Here is a 21491-nt window from a genome sequence, read left to right on the forward strand (position 1 = left end):
GGTATTCCTCAATAATGTGTGCCGCCACCTAACCGGATGTCAGGTACCGCACGGAACGGGTTGCGGACTATACCAGACCCACAAACCCACGCAAGCAGTGTAAAGCACCGGCTGTCGCTTGATCACATGCTAATATTTGGCTCCTTCTCACCGGGAGCCTGTGTGTGACCGACGCCATCTTGCGCCTCGCATTGCCTTCGCCACTGCGCCGACTATTCGACTACCTGCCGCCCGCGGGCGTCGCGCTTGAGGCTTTGCAGCCAGGCAGCCGGCTGCGCGTGCCGTTTGGCCGCCGAGAGATGGTCGGCATTCTGGTCGAGGTCTGCACACATAGCGACATACCGGCCGACAAGCTGAAGCCGGCGCTGGAACTGCTCGACCCGCAATCACCGCTGCCAAGCGCATTCTTCAAGTTCTGCCTGTGGACGGCGCAGTATTACCAACACAGCCTGGGTGACACTTTCAGTTGGGCGCTGCCAATCCTGCTACGCCAAGGCGAACCGGCGCAGGCACGCCAGGAGCGCTTCTGGCTGGCCAATGATGGTGCCAGCATCGACGACCCACGCCTGAGCCGAGCCCCGCGCCAGCGAGACGCCTTGAAAACCATCGCCCAACACCCGCACGGCGTGGCACACGGCCTGCTCAGCCAGTTGCAGCTTAATAAAGACAGCCTTGAGTTACTTCGCGAAAAGGATCTGGTACGCATCGAGGTGCGACGCCATGCAGCCCATCCACGGCCGACCAACTGGCTGGCGCAACCCGAGCTGACCCTGAACCCCGAACAAAGCGCAGCCGCCACAGCGATCCGCTCAGGGCTTGGTAGCTTCAATACCTACCTGCTCGCAGGCGTGACCGGCAGCGGCAAGACCGAAGTCTATTTGCAACTCATCCGCGAAACACTGGAGGCTGGCAAGCAGGCGCTGATTTTGATCCCGGAAATCAATCTTGGCCCCCAAACCCTGGAGCGCTTCGAACGGCGCTTTAATGCCCGCATCGCCTTACTGCATTCTGCCGTCAATGATCGCGACCGGCTCGATGCCTGGCTGGCGGCACGCGACGGCGAGGCCGATATTATTATCGGCACCCGCTCAGCACTGTTTACGCCGATGAAAAATCCGGGGCTGATCATCATCGATGAAGAACACGACGCCTCCTATAAACAGCAGGAAGGCCTGCGCTACCACGCCCGCGACCTGGCCATTGTCCGCGCCCACCAAGAGAACATCCCGATTGTGCTCGGCTCGGCCACGCCATCCCTGGAAAGCCTGCACAACGCCAACATAGGCCGCTATGCCCTGTTGCGCCTCAATCAGCGCGCGGGAAGCGCCAAGGCGCCCAAGTTTCTGCGGCTTGATGTAAAGAGCCTGCCGCTCGACTCCGGGATTTCCGGCCCCATGCAGCAAGCCATACGCAAGACATTGGAGGCAGGCCAACAAGTCTTGGTATTTCTCAACCGGCGCGGCTTTGCGCCAACTTTGCTATGCCATGATTGTGGCTGGCTGTCGGAGTGTCCGCGCTGCGATGCCAGGATGACTGTACACCAGCGCTCTCGCGAACTGCGTTGCCACCACTGCGGCCACGCTGAACGCCAGCCACACAACTGCCCGAAATGCCAAAGCGTCGACCTGCGACCAGTTGGTGCAGGCACCGAGCGTGCCGAGGAGCGCCTGGAAATACTCTTTCCGGATATCCCGGTACTGCGCGTCGACCGTGACAGCACTTCACGCAAGGACGCGATGACCAAGCTGTTTAACACCATCCAGAAAGGCGAGCCCTGCATCTTGGTCGGCACGCAAATGCTCGCCAAGGGGCATCACTTCCCCCGCGTGACACTGGTGGCCATTCTTGATGCCGACGGCGGCCTGTTCTCCGCGGACTTCCGCGCCAGCGAGCGTATGGCCCAGTTGATTGTGCAAGTCGCCGGGCGCGCAGGACGGGCTGAAGAACCAGGCAAGGTCATCATTCAAAGTCATTTAGCTGATCATCCGCTGCTGGTACAGCTCACCGAGCAAGGCTACTTCGCATTCGCCGAACAAGCCCTCAGCGAGCGCCGCAGTGCAGGCTTGCCGCCATTCACTCACTTGGCCCTGCTCCGTGCAGAGGCGCACAAGCCAGGCCAGGCTGAAGGTTTTCTCGATCAGGCCTGCACCGAGGCCGAGTTACAACTTGAAGAGCTGCAACTGAGCGGCATCGAATTACTGGGGCCTGTCCCCGCACCAATGGAGCGTCGAGCTGGACGTTACCGTGCGCAACTTCTAATCCAAAGCAATGCCCGGGCACCCCTGCACCGTTTGCTTCACAGTTGGCTCAACGCGCTGGAACAAATGCCCAGCGGCCGAGCCGTGCGCTGGTCACTGGATGTCGATCCAATTGACTTGTTCTAACCCATTGCAGGCGCCAACAGGCTAGGCTTGATAAGCAATCAATCAGGGTTTTAGCCACCACTGAGAGCTTTGCCCTTGATGCGAGCCCCCCAAGCTGCCGATAATGTGCAGTTTTCAACCAGTGCCCCACGCGCAGCCGCGCCAGATCGGCCGACAGAGCAGACCATGAAAGACAGCATTCGCCACCTGATCCAACAAGCCCTGACCGTCCTGACCGCTGACGGCGTGCTGCCAGAAGGCTTGACCCCGACGATCCAGGTGGAGAACACCAAAGACAAGAGCAACGGGGACTTCGCCAGCAATATCGCCATGATGCTGGCCAAGCCCGCCGGGATGAAACCACGCGACCTGGCTGAAAAACTGGTTGCCGCGCTACCGGCCGACCCGCAAATCAACAAGGTCGAAATTGCCGGCCCAGGCTTTCTCAACTTCTATCAAAACAGCGCAGCGCTGGCCCAGCGCCTTGAAGCCGCGCTGGCTGATCCACAGCTGAATGTGCGCAAGGCTGGCGCGGCGCAACGGGTTGTTATCGACCTGTCGTCACCCAACCTGGCCAAGGAGATGCACGTCGGCCACCTGCGTTCGACCATCATTGGTGACGCCGTGGCGCGCGTGCTCGAATTCCTTGGTGATGAAGTCATCCGCCAAAACCATGTTGGCGACTGGGGCACCCAGTTCGGCATGCTGCTGGCCTATATGGAAGAGAATCCCGAGGCGGCAAAGAGCGAGCTGTCCGACCTCGAAGTGTTCTACCGGGCCGCGAAAAAGCGCTTTGATGAATCCGAAGACTTCGCCAACCGCGCCCGCGAGCTGGTGGTCCAACTGCAGGCCGGTGAACCCGAATGCATGCGCCTGTGGCACCGCTTCAATGAAATCTCCCTGAGCCACTGCCAGAAAGCCTACGACCGCCTCAACGTCAAACTGACCCCAGCCGATGTTCGCGGCGAGAGCGCCTACAACGACGACCTGGCCAACATAGTCGCAGACCTGCAAAGCAAAGGCCTGCTCAGCGAAAGCGAAGGCGCCAAGTGCGTATTCCTCGATGAGTTCAAGAACGCCGAAGGCAATCCCTTGCCAGTGATAGTGCAGAAAGCCGGCGGCGGTTACCTGTATTCGACCACCGACCTTGCCGCCATGCGTTATCGCAGCCAGACGCTCAAGGCTGACCGCGCTTTGTATTTTGTCGACCAGCGCCAGGCGCTGCATTTCCAGATGGCATTTGAAGTGGCGCGCCGCGCCGAGTTTGTCGCACCACACATGCAGCTTGAACACATGGGCTTTGGCACCATGAATGGCGCAGACGGTCGCCCCTTCAAGACCCGCGATGGCGGCACGGTAAAGCTGATCGACCTGCTCGACGAGGCCGAAGAGCGCGCCTATCAGTTGGTCAAAGCGAAAAACCCCGATATCGCCGAAGACGAGCTGCGCACCATTGCCCACGCCGTTGGCATTGGCGCCGTTAAATACGCCGACCTGTCGAAGCATCGCACCAGCGACTACAGCTTCAACTTCGAGCTGATGCTCAGTTTTGAAGGCAACACCGCGCCCTATCTGCTCTACGCCTATACCCGTGTCGCCAGCGTGCTGCGCAAGCTCGGCAAGTCATTTGACGAGATCAACGGCCCGCTCGACCTGCAGGCCCCGCAAGAAATCGACCTGGCAGGCAAGCTTGCCCAGTTCGGCGAAGTACTCAACAGTGTCGCCGACAAAGGCACGCCGCATATCCTGTGCAGCTACCTTTACGATGTGGCTGGCTTGTTCTCAAGCTTCTACGAGCACTGCCCGATCATCACCGCCGAAAGTCCGGAAACTCAACAAAGCCGCCTGCGCCTTGCAGCTCTGAGCGGCCGAACACTCAAACAAGGTCTGCAATTACTCGGCCTGGAAACCTTGGAGCGCATGTAAGTGGCAGCCCGCAAAAAACCGGCCCCCAAGCGCGGAGCCAGTCGCTATAAAGCACCCGCAAAGAAACCCATTCCCGGGTGGATCTGGCTCGCCTGTGGCTTGGCTATCGGCGTGTTTGTCATGCTCCTGATGAACCTCAAGCCTGGCAGCGGCGAGGTGCAACGCGATCGCACGGAACATGCGCGCAACGCAAAACCGGCCAAACCTGTGGCCAAGCCTGAAGCAAGCAAGCCCAAGTATGACTTCTATACCTTGTTGCCCGAGTCGGAAGTCATAGTACCGCCTGAAGCGGTTCCGCCAAGCAAGCCAGCGCAGAAACCGGTAACCCCTGCGGAAGCCGCAAAGATCGATGCTGCACGGGCTGAAGCTGCGCTCAAGGGTGAAACGCCACCACCGCCACCGGTTATCGCCCAGGTCGCACCGGTGACGACCCAGTTTTTCCTGCAGGCCGGTTCGTTCCGGCGCAAGGACGACGCCGAAAGCGTGCGTGCGCAAATCACCCTGCTCGGGCAAAACGTACGAGTGGAAGCCGGCACCGTAAAAGACGAAACCTGGCACCGCGTTTTAGTCGGGCCGTTCTCGTCGCGCGAGCAACTGTCGCAGTCGCAAAAAACCTTGGCCGCCAACGGTTTCAGCAATCTGTTACTGCAACAGCGCCAGGCCAACTAGGCAACGGCAAGCCCTGTATATGACCGGCTGATCATAGCCGGTCAGCAATTTTCTGTTACGCCCTCAAGCTCCGTTCAAGCAAAAATCCCCCTGCCCCGGTTGAAAAGCCGCCATCGCCCCCCCATTTGTTTCTACATTGGGCATTTTCGCCCCGCAGCGTGGAGACTCTCCCCTTGACCACAATCGTATCAGTGCGCCGCCACGGCAAAGTCGTCATGGGCGGCGACGGCCAGGTTTCCTTGGGTAATACCGTGATGAAAGGCAACGCGAAAAAAGTTCGCCGCCTTTACCACGGCCAGGTCCTTGCAGGTTTCGCAGGCGCAACTGCAGACGCCTTCACCTTGTTTGAACGTTTTGAAGGCAAGCTGGAAAAACATCAGGGGCATTTGATCCGTGCCGCTGTCGAGCTGGCAAAGGACTGGCGAACCGACCGTTCACTGAGCCGCCTCGAGGCCATGCTCGCGGTCGCCAACAAGGACGCATCGCTGATCATCACCGGCAATGGCGATGTGGTTGAACCTGAACACGGCTTGATCGCCATGGGCTCTGGCGGCGGATTCGCCCAGGCCGCGGCAATCGCCCTGCTGCAAAATACCGAAGATATGTCGGCGCGCGAAGTGGCTGAAAGCGCCCTCAACATTGCCGCTTCTATTTGTGTGTTCACCAATCAGAATCTGACTATCGAGGAACTGGACTCGGCGGTTTAACCCGCCTGAGCGCCGTTTGGAGCCTATTACCCATGTCCATGACACCCCGTGAAATTGTCCACGAACTCAACCGTCACATCATTGGCCAGGATGATGCCAAGCGTGCCGTCGCGATTGCCCTGCGCAATCGCTGGAGACGCATGCAGCTGCCCGCCGAATTGCGCGCGGAAGTCACCCCCAAGAACATCCTGATGATTGGCCCGACAGGGGTCGGTAAAACCGAAATCGCCCGACGTCTTGCCAAGCTTGCCAATGCGCCTTTCCTCAAGGTTGAAGCGACCAAATTCACCGAGGTCGGTTATGTCGGCCGCGATGTCGAGTCGATCATTCGCGACCTGGCCGATGCGGCACTGAAAATGCTCCGCGAGCAAGAAATCATCCGCGTGCGTCACCGCGCCGAAGATGCCGCGGAAGATCGCATCCTCGACGCCCTCTTGCCGCCTGCACGCACTGGCTTCCAGGAAGAAGCAGCGCCGAGCACCGACTCCAACACCCGCCAGCTGTTCCGCAAGCGCTTGCGTGAAGGCGAGCTGGATGACAAGGAAATCGAAATCGAAGTCGCCGACAGCCCAGCCGGTATTGAAATCATGACCCCGCCGGGCATGGAAGAAATGACCAGCCAGCTGCAAAACCTGTTCTCGAACATGGGCAAGGGCAAGACCAAGAGCCGCAAGCTCAAGGTCAAGGACGCCCTGAAGATGGTCCGCGACGAGGAAGCTGCGCGCCTGGTCAATGAGGAAGAACTCAAGACCCGTGCCCTGGAAGCCGTTGAGCAGCACGGCATTGTCTTTATCGACGAAATCGACAAGGTCGCCAAGCGCGGTAACACCGGCGGCGCCGATGTATCGCGCGAAGGTGTCCAGCGCGACCTGCTGCCACTGATCGAAGGCTGCACAGTCAATACCAAGCTGGGCATGGTCAAGACCGACCATATCCTGTTTATTGCCTCTGGCGCCTTCCATCTCAGCAAGCCAAGCGACCTGGTGCCGGAACTGCAGGGCCGCCTGCCGATCCGGGTCGAACTCAAGGCCCTGAGCCCGGAAGATTTCGAGCGCATCCTCACCGAGCCCCACGCCTCGCTCACCGAGCAATATGCAGCGCTGCTCAACACCGAAGGGCTGGGTATAGAGTTTCTCGGTGACGGCATCAAGCGCATCGCCGAGATTGCCTGGCAGGTCAACGAAAAGACCGAGAACATCGGTGCGCGACGCCTGCACACCCTGCTTGAACGCCTGCTCGAGGAAGTATCCTTCAGCGCTGGCGACCTGGCAGCCGAACACACTGGCAAGCCGATCCAGATCGACGCAGCCTACGTCAACAGCCACCTGGGTGACCTGGCTGAAGACGAAGACCTGTCGCGCTACATTCTCTAGTCGAGCGCTTGCCTTTGGCGTAGCGTAGGGTGGATGACGCTTTTGTCATCCACCATCGCACCTTCAGACAGCTAAGCTATTTGCTAACTATTGAAAGTTTTGGTGTATGCACAATGGTGGGCAAGCTTCGCGTTGCCACACCCTACGCAAGACCAACGACTGTTTTTATTCATCAGCACGGCGTAAGCACTCTCCATGGCGAAGATCCCCAGCGCAATCGAACTGCATAAAGCTTCAAAGACCCTGACGCTGAAATACGCCGAGGACAGCTATACCTTGTCCGCCGAGTTCTTGCGCGTGCACTCCCCCTCTGCCGAGGTCCAGGGCCATGGCAACCCAATACTGCAAACCGGCAAGATCAACGTTGGCTTGAGTCGCATCGAACCCGCTGGCAATTACGCACTAAAACTGTGCTTCGACGACGGCCATGACAGCGGCCTGTACAGCTGGGACTACCTGTACCAGCTAGCCACTCGTCAGGAACAGCTCTGGGCAGACTACCTTGCCGAACTGCGAGCCGCCGGAAAGTCGCGCGATCCCAACGAGTCAATTGTCCGGCTCATGCAGTAACAACCGCAGTCCGCCGCGCAGAAAGACGCGCACCAAAGCGGCCATTTCAGCGCTCGCGATCAAGACCAGGCGCACAGTTAGAACGCATTTTCTAATATCTGAAGGCATACTGCTGCCAAGCAGAAACTGCGCACGCCTTGCGTAAAGTTAAAAACTCGGGTAACCAAGTAACTGGCAAGTTACCTGCATCTGGTGCTCCGGATGCATGCAGTAGTGATATTAATTACACAGGGTAACCCGAGTCATACCGAGCCTTGCATTATGTCCATGCGCATAATGCATTTGCGGTAGCTGTCTCTGGACAATGGAGCGTCAAATGGCTGATAAAAATAATGATGCTCTGAAGCAACAAGCTTCAGAACACACCCTAGGCCTTAATCCCGTTGTTGGGATCCGTGGCAAAGACCTGCTCACAACGGCGCGGATGGTTCTGTCCCTCGCGCTGAAACAACCTTTGCACAGTGCCAAGCACGCCGCTCATTTTGGCCTTGAGCTCAAGAACGTCATGTTTGGCCAGTCTGACCTGGAGGTTGACCCGACTGACCGGCGCTTCAGTGACCCGGCCTGGAGCCAGAACCCGCTCTATCGACGCTACCTGCAAACCTACTTGGCCTGGCGCAAGGAACTGCACCAGTGGATCGACGAAAGCACCTTGTCACCCCAGGACGCCAGCCGTGGCCATTTCGTGGTCAACCTCATGACCGAAGCCATGGCGCCAAGCAACTCCCTGGCCAACCCTATGGCGGTCAAGCGGTTCTTTGAAACGGGCGGCAAAAGCCTGCTCGACGGTCTCTCCCACCTTGCCAAGGACCTCGTCAACAACGGCGGCATGCCAAGCCAGGTCAATATGTCGGCCTTCGAGGTTGGCAAGAACCTGGCGACCACCGAAGGCGCCGTGGTCTTTCGCAATGACCTGCTCGAACTGATTCAGTACGCCCCGGTCACCGAGCAAGTGCACCAGCGGCCACTGCTGGTGGTGCCACCGCAGATCAACAAATTCTATGTATTCGACTTGTCGGCGGAAAAAAGCGTCGCCCGCTTTCTCCTGCGCAGCAGCATACAGACCTTTGTCGTCAGTTGGCGCAACCCGACCAAAGCCCAGCGCGAGTGGGGCCTGAGCACTTACATCGAAGCCCTTAAAGAGGCAATTGATGTGGTCTGCGCCATCACCGGCAGCAAAGATGTCAACATGCTCGGCGCCTGTTCCGGCGGCTTGACCACAACATCCTTGCTTGGCCATTACGCTGCGCTGGGCGAGCAGAAAGTCCATGCATTGACCCTGCTGGTGAGTGTGCTCGATACCCAGATGGATACCCAGGTCGCACTGTTTGCCGATGAGAAAACCCTTGAAGCGGCCAAGCGCCGTTCCTATCAAGCGGGCGTGCTCGAAGGCAGCGACATGGCCAAGGTATTTGCCTGGATGCGACCCAATGACCTGATCTGGAATTACTGGGTCAACAACTATCTGTTGGGTAACGAGCCACCTGTTTTCGATATCCTGTACTGGAACAACGACACCACGCGCTTGCCGGCGGCCTTGCATGGCGAGTTCATTGACATGTTCGTGACCAACCCATTGACACGCTCGGGCGCGCTGGAAGTCTGCGGCACCCCGATCGACCTTAAGCAGGTTAAAAGCGATCTGTTCTGCGTCGCGGGCAATACCGACCACATCACGCCTTGGGAATCCTGCTACAAGTCAGCCAAGTTATTTGGTGGCGAATGTGAGTTTGTTCTGTCCAACAGCGGTCATATCCAGAGCATTCTCAATCCGCCGGGCAACCCAAAGTCACGCTACATGACCAATAGCGAAATGCCCGATGACGCCAAAGACTGGCAGGCAAGCGCTACCAAGCACACCGACTCCTGGTGGCTGCACTGGCAACAGTGGCTCGCGCAGCGCTCAGGTGAAACCAAACCGGCGAAAGCCCAGCTTGGAAATAAGAAATACCCGGCCGGTGAAGCCGCACCGGGCACTTATGTACACGAACGTTAACACTGGGAACTCTGGAGAATGTAGCGCGCGACGATAGAGCAAGGTGCAACGGCCAGCGGGAGTAGCCGAAGGGCGAACGCAACCTCCTTCACATTATCGAGCGCAGTAGTTTTTCAATGGTTGCCTAATTGCGCACTGCGCACCCATGCCTGCAGCGCTACCAAGCGCTGCTCGCTGAAACTCAGCGGAACAGGATTCTCTGGTGGCTATAGCCGGGACCGTCCACTCCAACGGTTTAACTGATAGGGTTATGCGTATGTCGCTACCATTTGTATTTCGCACCATCGAGCTGGATGGCCAGACAATCCGGACTGCGGTTCGGCCCGGAAACAGCAAGATAGCGCCGCTGCTGATCTTCAATGGCATAGGCGCCAACCTTGAGCTGGTCATGCCGTTCGTTAAAGCACTCGACCCCGAGCTTGAAGTCATTGCCTTCGATGTGCCCGGGGTGGGCGGCTCATCCACGCCCAGTACGCCGTATCGTTTCCCCGGGTTGGCCAAGCTCGCGGCGCGGATGCTCGACTACCTCGACTACGGCCAGGTCAATGTAATCGGCGTATCCTGGGGCGGAGCACTGGCCCAGCAATTCGCTTACGACTACCCTGAACGCTGTAAAAAGCTGGTATTGGCGGCAACCTCAGCCGGTGCATTTATGGTTCCGGGAAAACCCAAGGTCTTGCTGCGTATGGCCAGCCCGCGGCGCTATATCCAGCCGTCCTATGGGGTGCAAATCGCGCCAACCATCTATGGCGGTGCCTTCCGTCGTGATCCAAAGCTGGCCATGGCCCATGCCAGTAAAGTGCGCTCATCCGGTAAAGTCGGCTACTACTGGCAGCTGTTCGCAGGGCTTGGCTGGACCAGCATCCATTGGCTGCACAAGATTCACCAACCCACCTTGGTGCTGGCCGGCGATGACGACCCGATCATCCCCTTGATCAACATGCGCATGCTGGCCTGGCGTATTCCCAATGCTGAACTGCATGTGATCGATGACGGCCATCTGTTTCTCGTAACCCGGGCTGAAACGGTTGCGCCACTGATCATGAAGTTCCTCGATGAAGAACGCCAACGGGCGGTCATGCACCCAGTTCCCGTTGCCGCCTCGGCCCACTAGCCGTATCGGACCGTCTGCAGAGTGCGCCGTCATCTGACTGTCGCACTCTTGTAGTGCTTGCCCCCTATAGTTGACTCATTTAAGGGCTCGGCATTTTCAGCCTCAAAGCCCCGCAGGCTCTGCAACGCAGCTTTGCCTACATTGGTACAAGCCTTGCTGCTCAAACAAAACAACGAGTCCTGGCACCCTGGTATGCATTCGCCTTTTGCTTGACGCTGTAGATCGCCAAGGAGATGCATACAAGGATTCGCAGCGTAATAACGACGGAGTGTTATTTCATGCCTGATAAAATTAACAAAAGCGTCTTGCCACGTTCAGCAAGAGCCATGAATGCTCAAAACGCCATTTCCGGCCTTCGCGGGCGCGATGTCATTTCCACATTCCGCGTCCTGGCGCTACAGGGACTCAAGCAGCCGGTGCACAGCGCCAAGCACCTGCTGGCTTTTGGCAGTCAACTAGGCCGCGTGCTGGTGGGCGACACTCCGCACAAGGTCAACCCGCAAGACAGTCGCTTCAGCGATCCGACCTGGCATCACAATCCCTTCTACCGTCGCAGCCTGCAAGCCTATCTGGCATGGCAAAAACAGCTCAACAGCTGGATAGATGAAAGCACCTTGTCAGCCGATGACCGCACGCGCGCGCGTTTTGTTTCGTCGCTGTTGAGCGATGCGCTGTCACCGTCCAACAGCCTGCTCAATCCACTGGCCTTGAAAGAACTTTTCAACAGTGGCGGCAGCAGCGTATTCAAGGGGCTTAACCACTTGCTGGATGACCTGCTGAACAACGGCGGCATGCCCAGCCAGGTCAGCAAGCATGCATTCGAGGTCGGCAGGAACCTGGCGACAACACCCGGCTCGGTGGTGTTTCGCAATGAAATGCTGGAACTGATCCAATACAAGCCGATGAGCGAAAAGCAATACGCCAAACCGCTATTGATCGTGCCGCCGCAAATCAACAAGTACTACATTTTCGACCTCTCGCCCGAGAAAAGCTTTATCCAGTACGCCCTGAAAAACAACCTGCAAACCTTTGTTGTCAGTTGGCGCAACCCAGACCCGCAGCATCGCGAATGGGGCCTTTCCAGCTATGTACAAGCCCTTGAAGAGGCGCTCGACACCTGCCGCGCCATTACCGGCAGCAAAGACGTCAACCTGCTCGGTGCCTGTGCTGGCGGACTGACCATTGCAGCCCTACAAGGCCACCTGCAGGCCAAGCGACAACTGCGCAAAGTTTCTAGCGCGACCTACATGGTCAGCCTGCTCGACAGCCAGATCGAAAGCCCGGCCATGTTATTCGCCGACGAGAAAACACTTGAAGCCGCCAAGCGGCGCTCCTATCAACAAGGCGTGCTCGATGGGCGCGATATGGCCAAGGTGTTTGCCTGGATGCGGCCCAACGACTTGATCTGGAACTACTGGGTCAACAACTACCTGATGGGCAAGCTACCGCCAGCATTCGACATCCTGTACTGGAATAACGACAACACGCGCCTGCCGGCAGCGTTGCATGGCGACCTGATCGAGTTTTTCAAGTACAACCCCCTGACCCGTGCTGGCGCCCTGGAAATTTGCGGCACGCCGATAGACATGCAGAAGGTCAATGTCGACAGTTTCAACATCGCTGGGATCAATGACCACATCACACCCTGGGATGCGGTCTATCGCTCAACCCTGCTCCTGGGCGGCAACCGGCGCTTTATCTTGTCCAACAGCGGGCATATTCAAAGTATTCTCAACCCACCGGGCAACCCCAAGGCCAACTTCTTCGAAAATCCCAAGCTCACCTCTGACCCACGCGCCTGGTACCACGACGCGAAGAATCAGCAAGGCAGTTGGTGGCCGCAATGGCTGGAATGGATCCAGGCACGCTCGGGCACTGAACGCGAAACCATCATGGCCATCGGCGACCAAAACCATCCGCAGCTGACTGATGCGCCCGGTAACTATGTGCATGTGCGCTAAGCCCATCAATTGCCGGCATTGCAGGCGCTAAACGCTTGCCAATACAGCGCGGACACAATTCGCTACTGTTCCAAATCCCGTGGCACGGTTATCTTCAAGCCATGAGCATCAACCATAAGAAATCAGCATGAAAACTCGTGAACGGATTCTCGAATGTGCCCTGATGTTGTTCAATCAGGAGGGTGAGCCTAACGTCTCAACCCTTGAAATTGCCAACGAGCTGGGCATCAGCCCGGGCAATCTCTATTACCACTTCCATGGCAAGGAGCCCTTGATCACTGGACTGTTTGAGCGTTTTCAAGCCGAGCTTGCGCCCTTGCTCGACCCGCCTGAAGACGCGCACCTGGATGTTGAAGATTACTGGCTGTTCCTGCACCTGATTGCCGAACGAATGGCCCACTACCGCTTTCTCTTTCAGGACCTGTCGAACCTGACTGGGCGCCTGCCCAAGATTGCCCGGGGCATGCGCCACTGGTTGAATGCGCTAAAGCGTACACTGGCTGCTCTGCTGGCGCGGCTCAAGGCCGAAAACCAGCTGCTTAGTGATACCCAGTCACTTGGCCAGCTCGTTGAGCAGATAACCCTGACGCTGCTGTTCTCGCTCGACTATCAGCGCATTATTGGCAGTGAAGGCGAAAGCCGCTTGGTGGTTTATCAGGTCATGATGCTGGTCGCGCCACACCTGAGCGCCGAATCGCGCTTTGCCGCCGAGCATCTGGCTCAACGCTACCTCGAAAGCTAATTCACAGAAAACAAAAAGCCCGGCACTGATGCCGGGCTTTTTGTTTTACCGCCAAACGCTTACGACTGGGTAGGCGTTACTGGCGTTACTGGCGTTGCCGTTGGTGTAGCTGCTGGTGCAGCCGGTGTAGACGGTGTAGCCGGGGCCGCTGGCGTGGCTGAAGCGGCAGGCTTGGCCACAGCGGGCTTGGCTGCAGGTTTAGCCGCTGGCTTGCGCACTGCCGGTTTCTTTGCCGCCGGTTTGGCAGCTGGCTTGGCCGCAGTTTTCACCGCTGGTTTTACAGCCGCCTTGGATGCAGGTTTAGCTGCGGGTTTGGCGGCAGGCTTGGCTGCGGCCTTGGGCGCGGCTTTTGCTGCTGGTTTTGCGGCAGGCTTGGCGGCTGGTTTAGCCGCGGCCTTGGCCACCGGCTTTTTCGCTGCTGGCTTGGCCGCAGGCTTGGCCGCCGCCTTCGGTGCTGGCTTGGCTGCAGCTTTAGGGGCCGGCTTGACTGACTTTACCGAGACGCCAGTGAGCTTCTCGATTTGTTTGGTCAGGCTTTCAACTTTGGCGTTCAGCGCTTTGACTTCGTTGCGGCTTGGAACACCAAGACGCGAAATCGCATTGTTCAAACGCTTGTCAAAAGCTTCTTCGAGCTCGCCCCACTTGCCGATTGCCTTGCCACGTACTTCTTCGACTCGCGACCTGGCAGAGCCCACGCGTGCGTCAACCGATGATTTAGCTGCGCCAACCTGTTTATCAACTTCAGCCTTGGCTTGCTTCTCAGCTTTCTCGCCATCCTTGACCAGCGTATCGAACAGCTTGGTGCCATCCTTGCTGACTTTGGAGTAGGCGCCCAAACCGGCAAGCCAAATTTGGCGTGAATATTTTTCTACGCCGCCGATCCACGAACTAGCTTCTTTTTCGACTTTCTTCTTAACAGCCATCCGACTCTCCTTATTTGGTACGCGAGACGTGATCAAGCAATGCACTCAACTCATCCAGCTTAGCAGAGAGAACATCGATATCCTGCTTCGACGGAATACCAATACGGTTCAGAGCAGAGGCAACACGAGTGTCGAATGCCTTCTCGATTTTGTCGAGTTGCAATTCGACTTTGCCTTTGACGCTGCTGACATTACTGCGCACGCTGCTCTTGGCGCTGTCGATCTGGCTATTGGCCGCATCGACTTGTTGATCAACGATTTTCTTGCCTTTTTGCTCAACGGTCTCGCCGGCCTTGATCAGGTCCTTGAGGTACTCGGCGCCTTCCTGACCGGCTTTGGCATATGCGCCCAAACCTGCCAGCCAGATTTTCCGCGCATAGACTTTGGCGTCGCTCAGCACTGAGGCTTTGTCTTCGACCACAACTTTCTTTTTGATAGCAACTTTGGACATGGTGCACCTCACTCAGAAATTAAGAGGAAACGCCCACAAAGTGCAGGCTTGAGACACACCATATCGATGAAAATTAGAAACCACATACTAAGCACGAAAAATGCGATGTTTTTGCCGCGCCACCTAAATGGACCTGCCGGACCAACCCGGTAAAAAGCGCTAGCCAGCGGGTGCTATGCCTTGAGGTGCTTATCCAGGACCTGCTCGATCTCACGCTTGATAGTCCCGCTCAATGCCGAAAGCATTAACCCAAGGTTTAGCTGAACACGAACCTGATCCTCGCCCACCTCAATTCGACCATCCGCGCCGCTGCGCTTGAACTCAAGCACATCATCCTGCCACTGATAACGCACGCCATACTCGTTGGCCAGGCGCTGTGCCAGATACTCAGCTTTCTCGCGGGCGGCTTCACGGCCCAGTGAATGGGGGCGTTGAATGTCAATTTTGGCCATTGGATTCCTCGGGGCTGCGACCTTGTTTGGCCAGACTATAGCAGGCCTGTTGGTCGCTCTGCTCGCGGCCATGCAGCGCATGCCAAGACATAAGCCTCGTCGCAGGTTTAGAATGTAGCCCACTATGATTCAAGTGAGCGCAACATGAACGATCCGCGCAAGAACAGCGACAGCGAACCGACCACACACTTTGGCTTTAAAGACGTACCGGAAAGCCAAAAAGCTGAAAAAGTCGCAGAAGTGTTCCACTCGGTGGCTGCAAAATACGATGTCATGAATGACCTGCTTTCCGGCGGTATGCACCGTCTGTGGAAGCGTTTCACCATTGAACTGTCCGGTGTTCGGGTCGGTAACAAGGTGCTCGACATCGCCGGCGGCACTGGCGACCTCACTCGCCAGTTCTCACGCCTGGTGGGGCCTACCGGCGAAGTGGTGCTGGCTGACATCAATGACTCCATGCTCAAGGTCGGCCGCGACCGCCTGCTTGATCGCGGAGTTGCCAATAACGTCCAGTTTGTCCAGGCAGATGCTGAAAAGCTGCCATTCCCGGACAATCACTTTGACTGCGTGACCATCGCCTTTGGCCTGCGCAACGTGACCCACAAAGAAGATGCAATCCGCTCCATGCTGCGGGTACTCAAGCCCGGCGGGCGCCTGCTGATTCTTGAGTTTTCCAAGCCATCTAGCGCCCTGCTGTCGAAAATTTACGACCGCTACTCGTTCACCGTCATGCCGCTGATGGGCAAGCTGATCACCAATGACTCAGAAAGCTACCGCTATCTGGCCGAGTCAATCCGCATGCATCCCGATCAGGACACGCTCAAGGCGATGATGGTCGATGCGGGTTTTGAGCGCACCACCTACCACAACATGACGGGCGGTATCGTCGCACTGCACCGGGGTATCAAGCCCTGATGCTGCTGAGCGGGCTACTGGCCGGGGTTGAAACCGGCCTCAACCAGGTGTTGAAACTGGACAGCACAGCCTTGCCACGCCTTGAGCATTTGGCAGGCAAGGTGATTGCCGTGGACTGCCAGTCGCCGGCAACGAGCCTGTTTATCATGCCCGATGGCGAAGGCCTGATGCTCGCCGCACGCTGGGAAGGCGAGGTTGACTGCCGCCTGCGCGCCCCCGCATCCAGCTTGATTCGCCTGGCCACCAGCCGCGACAAGACTGCAGTGCTGCACAGCCCGGATGTCGAGCTTGAGGGTGACAGCGCCGTATTGCTCGACCTTGCCGCCGTACTCCAGGACCTGGAGCTGGACTGGGAATACGAACTGTCGCGCTGGCTGGGTCCGGTCGGCAGCCAATTGCTCGGCAGCCACCTGCGCAGCCGCGTCAACTGGACTACCCAAACACTCGACACCTTGCGCTTGAACCTCGCCGACTATCTCAGCGAGGAGTCACGCACCTTGGTTGGCCAGCGTGAAGCCAATGCGCGCTTCGCCGAACTGGATGACCTGAAGTTAGCCCTCGACCGTCTCGATGCACGCATCGAACGTCTCGCCCAACGTAATAAGCCCAACGAATGAAGCTGCTCGCCGCACGTCGCTTGTTCCGAATCCTGCGTGTAATCATCCGCTATCAACTGGATGACTTACTCTTTGCCTTGCCGTTGCCGCTGTGGCTGCGCATCCTCAGCTATGCCCTGCCGTGGCGCTGGCTGCCGCGCCAGGACCTGGGCCTGAGTCGCGGCGAACGATTGCGCCTGGCCCTTGAAGAACTCGGGCCAATTTTCATCAAGTTTGGCCAACTGCTCTCAACCCGCCGCGATTTAATGCCGCTCGACGTCGCCGATGAGCTGAGCAAGCTGCAAGATCAGGTGCCGCCGTTCGATCCTGCCCACTCACTGGCGCTTATCGAAGAGCAGCTCGGCGCCAAGGTCGCGGACACCTTTGCCCGTTTTGATCCACAACCTCTGGCCTCCGCGTCGGTTGCCCAGGTTCATGCAGCCCGGCTGAAAACTGGCGAAGAAGTGGTGATCAAGGTCATCCGCCCCGGCCTCAAGCCGGTAATTCGCCAGGATATCGCCTGGCTGTTCATCATCGCCAAGGTTGCTGAAAAAGCCTCGGCAGATGCCCGGCGCCTGCGACCTGTCGAAGTGGTAAGCGACTACGAGAAGACCATTTACGACGAACTGGACCTGCTACGCGAAGCGGCCAATGCCAGTCAGCTGCGGCGCAACTTCGAAGGCTCGCCACTGCTCTACGTACCGCAAATCTACTGGGATTATTGCCGCCCTAAAGTGCTGGTCATGGAGCGCATCTACGGCATTCCGGTAACTGACCTTGCGACCCTGGCGGATCAGCGCACCGACATGAAGTTGCTGGCCGAGCGCGGCGTCGAGATTTTCTTTACCCAGGTCTTCGACCACAGCTTTTTCCACGCCGACATGCACCCCGGCAATATCTTCGTCAGCACCAGCCAACCCTGGAACCCGAAGTACATTGCCATCGATTGCGGCATCATCGGCAGCCTGACGCCAGAGGATCAGGATTATCTGGCGCGTAACCTGCTGGCATTCTTCAAGCGCGACTACCGCCGCGTCGCCCAATTGCACATCGACTCCGGCTGGGTGCCAGCGCAAACCAAGGTCAATGATTTCGAGGCAGCGATTCGTACTGTCTGCGAGCCTATCTTCGAGCGTCCACTCAAGGATATCTCCTTCGGCCAATTGCTGATGCGCCTGTTCCAGACAGCGCGACGCTTCAATATGGAGGTCCAGCCGCAGTTGGTGCTGCTGCAAAAGACCTTGCTCAATATTGAAGGCCTGGGCCGCCAGCTTTATCCCGATCTTGACCTGTGGAGCACAGCCCAGCCATTTCTGGAACGCTGGATGCGCGAGCGTATCAGCCCGCTGCATTTGCTACGCAACCTGCAGCAGCAGGCCGAGCAGGTGCCGCATCTGTCGCAAATTGCCCGCGACACCCTGGAAAAGCTCAATCAGCAGCAGCTAACGGTCAAGACCGTTGAGCAAAGTTATTCTATCTGGCCGGCTCGCCTGCTCGGCGGAGCCTTGATCGCAGGTGCGGTCAGCCAGGGGCTATCGCTTGAACTAATGGCCTGGCCGAGCTGGACAATGCTCGTCGCGGGCATTTATCTGGTACTGCGCCGATAGCCACACCCGAGCCGTACTGGCAAACTAGAGACTCGAAGAGCCCGAACTGGGCGGAACCCGTAATGAACGATTGGCTTGATGAAATAAACTGGGACAGCGATGGCTTGGTTCCAGCAATTGCCCAGGACCACCAAACTGGCCGTGTGCTGATGATGGCGTGGATGAACCGGGATGCACTGGCGTTGACGGCCAGTGAAAACCGCGCAATCTACTGGTCGCGCTCGCGCGGCAAGCTGTGGCGCAAAGGCGAAGAATCCGGACATGTGCAAAAGCTCCATGAACTGCGCCTGGATTGCGACGCCGACGTGATCATTCTCAAAGTCGAGCAACTGGGTGGAATCGCTTGCCACACCGGACGTGAAAGCTGCTTCTATCGCGTCTTCGAAAACGGCGCCTGGAAAACAGTAGACGCGGTGATCAAGGACCCAAAAGCAATATATGCCGAAGGACACAGCCATGACTGATACCCTGACCCGCCTGGCTGAAGTACTTGAAGCACGCAAAGGCGCAGCGGCAGATTCCTCCTACGTGGCAAGCCTGTATCATAAGGGCTTGAACAAGATTCTGGAGAAAGTCGGTGAAGAATCGGTTGAAACCATCATCGCCGCGAAGGATGCTGCAACCAGTGGTGATTGCAGCAACGTGATTTATGAAACAGCCGACCTGTGGTTTCACAGCATGGTTATGCTGGCCGCCCTTGGGCAACATCCCCAAGCCGTGCTGGACGAGCTGGATCGACGCTTTGGACTGTCCGGGCATGCAGAAAAAGCTGCACGTCCTGAGTCCTGAACCTTATTTAAATCGGAGAACACATCATGGGTTTCGGTGGAATTAGCATTTGGCAGCTTTTGATCATCCTGCTGATCGTGATCATGTTATTTGGCACCAAGCGTTTGAAAGGTGTCGGTTCCGACCTCGGCGACGCGATCAAGGGTTTCCGCAAGTCGATGGGTAACGAAGACGCAGACAAGCCGCCAGTCGAAGACGAAAAAGGCCAGACCTTTGACGCCCAGGCGCGCAAGGTCGAAGACCCGGCAAAGAAAGACTAGGCCAGCGCCAGACGCTCGCTTCAGCCAAATGGCCGCCTGATGCTACGCTCGCTCAACGCGTAGCACTTGCTGGCTGTTTACCCGTTTTCAGCAGGTCCTGTTGTACAGGTCCAAAGAGTCGGCCTCATGTTTGATATCGGTTTCACTGAACTGCTTTTGTGCGGGCTTGTGGCGCTCGTGGTGCTCGGTCCTGAGCGCTTGCCGGGCGCAGTACGGACAGCGGGCTTATGGATTGGCCGGATTAAACGTAGCTTCAACGCGATCAAGGCTGATGTCGAGCGTGAGATTGGCGCAGATGAAATTCGTCGCCAATTGCACAACGAGCAGATTCTCGACCTTGAGCGCGAAATGAAGTCAATGCGCAACGACATTCTCGCCCCAGGCAAAAGCGCAGAAAAACCGGCAGCAGCAACGCCGCCAGCAGTACCAGGCGTAGAGCCAGACAACGTGGCCCAAGCCCCATTTGGTGAGTCGCCCGCTGCAAACTCGCCAGACGAAACGGCACCTGCTGCAACAACGCCAGCCCCAGAGCCCAGCACCGCTGCCAGCCAGGATAAAACCCGACAACCATGAGCCGTTTACCTGAACACGACGACGAAATGCCGCTCGTCTCGCACCTGACCGAACTGCGCACTCGCCTGTTGCGTTGTGTGTTGGCCATATTTGTCCTGTTTGCCGGGCTGTTTTACTTCTCGCAAGACATCTACGCGCTGGTAGCGGCGCCACTTCGCACCTATTTGCCAGCGGGCGCGACAATGATCGCGACAGGCGTGGCGTCGCCGTTCCTGACGCCCTTCAAGCTGACCATGATGGTGGCGCTGTTCCTGGCGATTCCGGTGATCCTGCATCAGATCTGGGGCTTTATCGCACCTGGCCTGTACAAGCACGAAAAGCGCATTGCCGTGCCCCTGCTGATCTCCAGCATCCTGCTGTTCTACGGCGGCATGGCGTTCGCCTACTTCGTGGTCTTCCCGATCATGTTCGGCTTCTTCGCCAGCGTCACCCCGGAAGGGGTCGAGATGATGACGGACATCGGCCAATACCTCGACTTTGTATTGACCTTGTTCTTCGCCTTCGGCGTAGCCTTCGAGATTCCGGTGGCCACCTTCCTGCTGATCTGGGTCGGTATCGTGGACGTGCAGACCCTGCGCAAAGGTCGCCCCTATGTCGTGGTCGGCTGCTTTGCCATTGGCATGGTGCTGACACCACCCGATATTTTCTCGCAAACCCTGCTCGCCGTGCCTATGTGGATGCTGTTTGAAGCAGGCCTGCTCTGCGGGGCCATGGTCAAGCGCCGCGAAGAACAGGAAGCCGAGACAGCTGAAGCCGACGATAAAACCGATCAGCCGCCTGCTACCAAACCGTGAACCTGCTGCTGCTCGAAGACAGCGATTGCATTAGCGCCGACCAAGCCATACTCAGTGGACGGCGCCTAAAGCACATGCAGGACGTGCATCGCGCAGAGGCCGGAGACAGCCTGCGTGTCGGTCGCATCAACGGACTAATGGGCAACGCTCAGATCCTGCACATGGACGCACAGCAGGCGCATATTCGCTTCGAGCTTGATCAAGCACCGCCAGCCAAACTACCGCTAACCTTGCTGCTGGCACTGCCCCGCCCGAAAATGCTCCGTCGCGTTCTGCAAAGCATCAGCTCAATGGGCGTTGCCCGCGTGGTGCTGCTCAACAGCTACCGGGTTGAAAAAAGCTTCTGGCAGACTCCCTTCCTGCAACCAGAGGCCATTCGTGAGCAACTGATCCTGGGGCTGGAACAGGCTCGCGATACGGTACTGCCTGAGATCAGTATCGAAAAACGCTTCAAGCCCTTCGTTGAAGATCATCTGGGGCAGATGGTTGGCGATAGCCTGGGCCTGATCGCTCACCCTGGAGACTATCCATCTTGCCCTCGTGCAGTGGAGCGCCCGGTGACACTCGCCATCGGTCCGGAAGGCGGCTGGATTCCTTATGAAGTGGAAAAACTGCAGCAAGCCGGTCTAGATCCGGTTCAACTCGGCGATCGTATCCTGCGCGTCGAAACGGCGGTTACCGCCCTGCTCGCCCGCCTCTTTTAACAACGC

General features: G+C 57.7%; 22 protein-coding genes. 19 read left to right on the forward strand and 3 right to left on the reverse strand.

The genetic code is table 11. The annotated features are described in order from the left end of the window. The first annotated feature begins 164 nt into the window (after positions 1-164). The 10 genes from CHB79_RS10835 (at position 165) to CHB79_RS10880 (ending at position 13421) form a co-directional block, all read left to right on the forward strand. A complete protein-coding gene (locus tag CHB79_RS10835) occupies positions 165-2384 on the forward strand; it encodes a primosomal protein N' (RefSeq protein ID WP_089359863.1) in 2220 nt (739 codons plus the stop codon). A 165-nt stretch (positions 2385-2549) separates the two neighbouring features. Beyond that, positions 2550-4289, forward strand: a complete 1740-nt coding sequence (argS, locus tag CHB79_RS10840) for an arginine--tRNA ligase (RefSeq protein WP_010488529.1) — start codon at positions 2550-2552, stop codon at positions 4287-4289. Next, entirely contained in the window at positions 4290-4958 is a 669-nt protein-coding gene (locus CHB79_RS10845; protein ID WP_010488531.1) for an SPOR domain-containing protein, read from the forward strand. 173 nt (positions 4959-5131) lie between these two features. Continuing rightward, a complete protein-coding gene (gene hslV / locus CHB79_RS10850) occupies positions 5132-5665 on the forward strand; it encodes an ATP-dependent protease subunit HslV (protein WP_089359864.1) in 534 nt (177 codons plus the stop codon). 32 nt (positions 5666-5697) lie between these two features. Next, a complete protein-coding gene (gene hslU / locus CHB79_RS10855) occupies positions 5698-7038 on the forward strand; it encodes an ATP-dependent protease ATPase subunit HslU (RefSeq protein WP_010488535.1) in 1341 nt (446 codons plus the stop codon). Between the two features lie 195 nt (positions 7039-7233). Then, entirely contained in the window at positions 7234-7608 is a 375-nt protein-coding gene (locus CHB79_RS10860; protein ID WP_010488537.1) for a gamma-butyrobetaine hydroxylase family protein, read from the forward strand. 316 nt (positions 7609-7924) lie between these two features. Continuing rightward, the gene (gene phaC, locus CHB79_RS10865) at positions 7925-9604 is read left to right on the forward strand and encodes a class II poly(R)-hydroxyalkanoic acid synthase (protein ID WP_010488539.1); all 1680 of its coding nucleotides are present in this window, start codon (positions 7925-7927) and stop codon (positions 9602-9604) included. Positions 9605-9860: 256 nt separating this feature from the next. After that, positions 9861-10718, forward strand: a complete 858-nt coding sequence (gene phaZ, locus CHB79_RS10870; RefSeq protein WP_010488540.1) for a poly(3-hydroxyalkanoate) depolymerase — start codon at positions 9861-9863, stop codon at positions 10716-10718. 278 nt (positions 10719-10996) lie between these two features. Further along, positions 10997-12679: a class II poly(R)-hydroxyalkanoic acid synthase gene (gene phaC / locus CHB79_RS10875; protein WP_089359865.1), complete on the forward strand. Its 1683-nt coding sequence runs from the start codon at positions 10997-10999 to the stop codon at positions 12677-12679. Between the two features lie 127 nt (positions 12680-12806). Next, the gene (locus CHB79_RS10880) at positions 12807-13421 is read left to right on the forward strand and encodes a TetR/AcrR family transcriptional regulator (RefSeq protein ID WP_089359866.1); all 615 of its coding nucleotides are present in this window, start codon (positions 12807-12809) and stop codon (positions 13419-13421) included. Between the two features lie 59 nt (positions 13422-13480). On the opposite strand, the gene CHB79_RS10885 is transcribed toward CHB79_RS10880, so the two are convergent. The 3 genes from CHB79_RS10885 to CHB79_RS10895 form a co-directional block, all read right to left on the reverse strand. Next, a complete protein-coding gene (locus tag CHB79_RS10885) occupies positions 13481-14344 on the reverse strand; it encodes a phasin family protein (RefSeq protein WP_089359867.1) in 864 nt (287 codons plus the stop codon). Between the two features lie 10 nt (positions 14345-14354). Beyond that, positions 14355-14795 carry a phasin family protein gene (locus CHB79_RS10890; RefSeq protein WP_089359868.1) on the reverse strand — a complete coding sequence of 147 codons (441 nt, stop codon included), beginning with the start codon at positions 14793-14795 and terminating at the stop codon, positions 14355-14357. A 173-nt stretch (positions 14796-14968) separates the two neighbouring features. Beyond that, the gene (locus tag CHB79_RS10895; protein ID WP_089359869.1) at positions 14969-15247 is read right to left on the reverse strand and encodes a polyhydroxyalkanoic acid system family protein; all 279 of its coding nucleotides are present in this window, start codon (positions 15245-15247) and stop codon (positions 14969-14971) included. Positions 15248-15391: 144 nt separating this feature from the next. Here CHB79_RS10895 and ubiE point away from each other — a divergent pair, with 144 nt between their 5' ends. The 9 genes from ubiE to CHB79_RS10940 all read left to right on the forward strand — a co-directional run bounded on the left by ubiE (position 15392) and on the right by CHB79_RS10940 (position 21485). Then, positions 15392-16162, forward strand: coding sequence for a bifunctional demethylmenaquinone methyltransferase/2-methoxy-6-polyprenyl-1,4-benzoquinol methylase UbiE (gene ubiE, locus CHB79_RS10900; RefSeq protein WP_089359870.1), 771 nt, complete (start codon positions 15392-15394; stop codon positions 16160-16162). Next, positions 16162-16779, forward strand: a complete 618-nt coding sequence (locus CHB79_RS10905; protein ID WP_010488549.1) for a ubiquinone biosynthesis accessory factor UbiJ — start codon at positions 16162-16164, stop codon at positions 16777-16779. Before ubiE ends, CHB79_RS10905 begins: the two co-directional genes overlap by 1 nt. Continuing rightward, a complete protein-coding gene (gene ubiB / locus CHB79_RS10910; protein ID WP_089359871.1) occupies positions 16776-18365 on the forward strand; it encodes a ubiquinone biosynthesis regulatory protein kinase UbiB in 1590 nt (529 codons plus the stop codon). The genes CHB79_RS10905 and ubiB overlap by 4 nt, the downstream gene beginning before the upstream one ends. A gap of 62 nt (positions 18366-18427) precedes the next feature. After that, positions 18428-18829, forward strand: a complete 402-nt coding sequence (gene hisI / locus CHB79_RS10915; RefSeq protein WP_010488551.1) for a phosphoribosyl-AMP cyclohydrolase — start codon at positions 18428-18430, stop codon at positions 18827-18829. Beyond that, positions 18822-19154 carry a phosphoribosyl-ATP diphosphatase gene (locus tag CHB79_RS10920; protein ID WP_010488552.1) on the forward strand — a complete coding sequence of 111 codons (333 nt, stop codon included), beginning with the start codon at positions 18822-18824 and terminating at the stop codon, positions 19152-19154. The genes hisI and CHB79_RS10920 overlap by 8 nt, the downstream gene beginning before the upstream one ends. A 26-nt stretch (positions 19155-19180) precedes the next feature. Beyond that, on the forward strand, positions 19181-19414 hold the full coding sequence (tatA, locus tag CHB79_RS10925; protein WP_089359872.1) for a twin-arginine translocase TatA/TatE family subunit: 234 nt from the start codon (positions 19181-19183) through the stop codon (positions 19412-19414). Between the two features lie 126 nt (positions 19415-19540). Further along, positions 19541-19987: a Sec-independent protein translocase protein TatB gene (gene tatB, locus CHB79_RS10930; RefSeq protein ID WP_010488555.1), complete on the forward strand. Its 447-nt coding sequence runs from the start codon at positions 19541-19543 to the stop codon at positions 19985-19987. Continuing rightward, complete coding sequence (gene tatC, locus CHB79_RS10935) at positions 19984-20781, forward strand: twin-arginine translocase subunit TatC (protein WP_089359873.1); 798 nt, start codon at positions 19984-19986, stop codon at positions 20779-20781. The genes tatB and tatC overlap by 4 nt, the downstream gene beginning before the upstream one ends. After that, positions 20778-21485, forward strand: coding sequence for a 16S rRNA (uracil(1498)-N(3))-methyltransferase (locus CHB79_RS10940; protein ID WP_089359874.1), 708 nt, complete (start codon positions 20778-20780; stop codon positions 21483-21485). Before tatC ends, CHB79_RS10940 begins: the two co-directional genes overlap by 4 nt. The last annotated feature ends 6 nt before the right edge of the window (positions 21486-21491 follow it).

It is taken from the genome of Pseudomonas segetis, from assembly GCF_900188155.1.
GTDB classification, from domain to species: Bacteria; Pseudomonadota; Gammaproteobacteria; order Pseudomonadales; family Pseudomonadaceae; genus Aquipseudomonas; species Aquipseudomonas segetis.

Coding starts and splice junctions, on each gene's coding strand:
- CHB79_RS10860 (WP_010488537.1), top strand. CDS start 7,234: ATGGCGAAGATCCCCAGCGCAATCGAACTGCATAAAGCTTCAAAGACC.
- ubiB (WP_089359871.1), top strand. CDS start 16,776: ATGAAGCTGCTCGCCGCACGTCGCTTGTTCCGAATCCTGCGTGTAATC.
- argS (WP_010488529.1), top strand. CDS start 2,550: ATGAAAGACAGCATTCGCCACCTGATCCAACAAGCCCTGACCGTCCTG.
- CHB79_RS10890 (WP_089359868.1), bottom strand. CDS start 14,795: ATGTCCAAAGTTGCTATCAAAAAGAAAGTTGTGGTCGAAGACAAAGCC.
- tatA (WP_089359872.1), top strand. CDS start 19,181: ATGGGTTTCGGTGGAATTAGCATTTGGCAGCTTTTGATCATCCTGCTG.
- phaZ (WP_010488540.1), top strand. CDS start 9,861: ATGTCGCTACCATTTGTATTTCGCACCATCGAGCTGGATGGCCAGACA.
- CHB79_RS10880 (WP_089359866.1), top strand. CDS start 12,807: ATGAAAACTCGTGAACGGATTCTCGAATGTGCCCTGATGTTGTTCAAT.
- ubiE (WP_089359870.1), top strand. CDS start 15,392: ATGAACGATCCGCGCAAGAACAGCGACAGCGAACCGACCACACACTTT.
- tatC (WP_089359873.1), top strand. CDS start 19,984: ATGAGCCGTTTACCTGAACACGACGACGAAATGCCGCTCGTCTCGCAC.
- phaC (WP_010488539.1), top strand. CDS start 7,925: ATGGCTGATAAAAATAATGATGCTCTGAAGCAACAAGCTTCAGAACAC.
- tatB (WP_010488555.1), top strand. CDS start 19,541: ATGTTTGATATCGGTTTCACTGAACTGCTTTTGTGCGGGCTTGTGGCG.
- phaC (WP_089359865.1), top strand. CDS start 10,997: ATGCCTGATAAAATTAACAAAAGCGTCTTGCCACGTTCAGCAAGAGCC.
- hslU (WP_010488535.1), top strand. CDS start 5,698: ATGTCCATGACACCCCGTGAAATTGTCCACGAACTCAACCGTCACATC.
- CHB79_RS10895 (WP_089359869.1), bottom strand. CDS start 15,247: ATGGCCAAAATTGACATTCAACGCCCCCATTCACTGGGCCGTGAAGCC.
- hisI (WP_010488551.1), top strand. CDS start 18,428: ATGAACGATTGGCTTGATGAAATAAACTGGGACAGCGATGGCTTGGTT.
- CHB79_RS10920 (WP_010488552.1), top strand. CDS start 18,822: ATGACTGATACCCTGACCCGCCTGGCTGAAGTACTTGAAGCACGCAAA.
- CHB79_RS10905 (WP_010488549.1), top strand. CDS start 16,162: ATGCTGCTGAGCGGGCTACTGGCCGGGGTTGAAACCGGCCTCAACCAG.
- CHB79_RS10885 (WP_089359867.1), bottom strand. CDS start 14,344: ATGGCTGTTAAGAAGAAAGTCGAAAAAGAAGCTAGTTCGTGGATCGGC.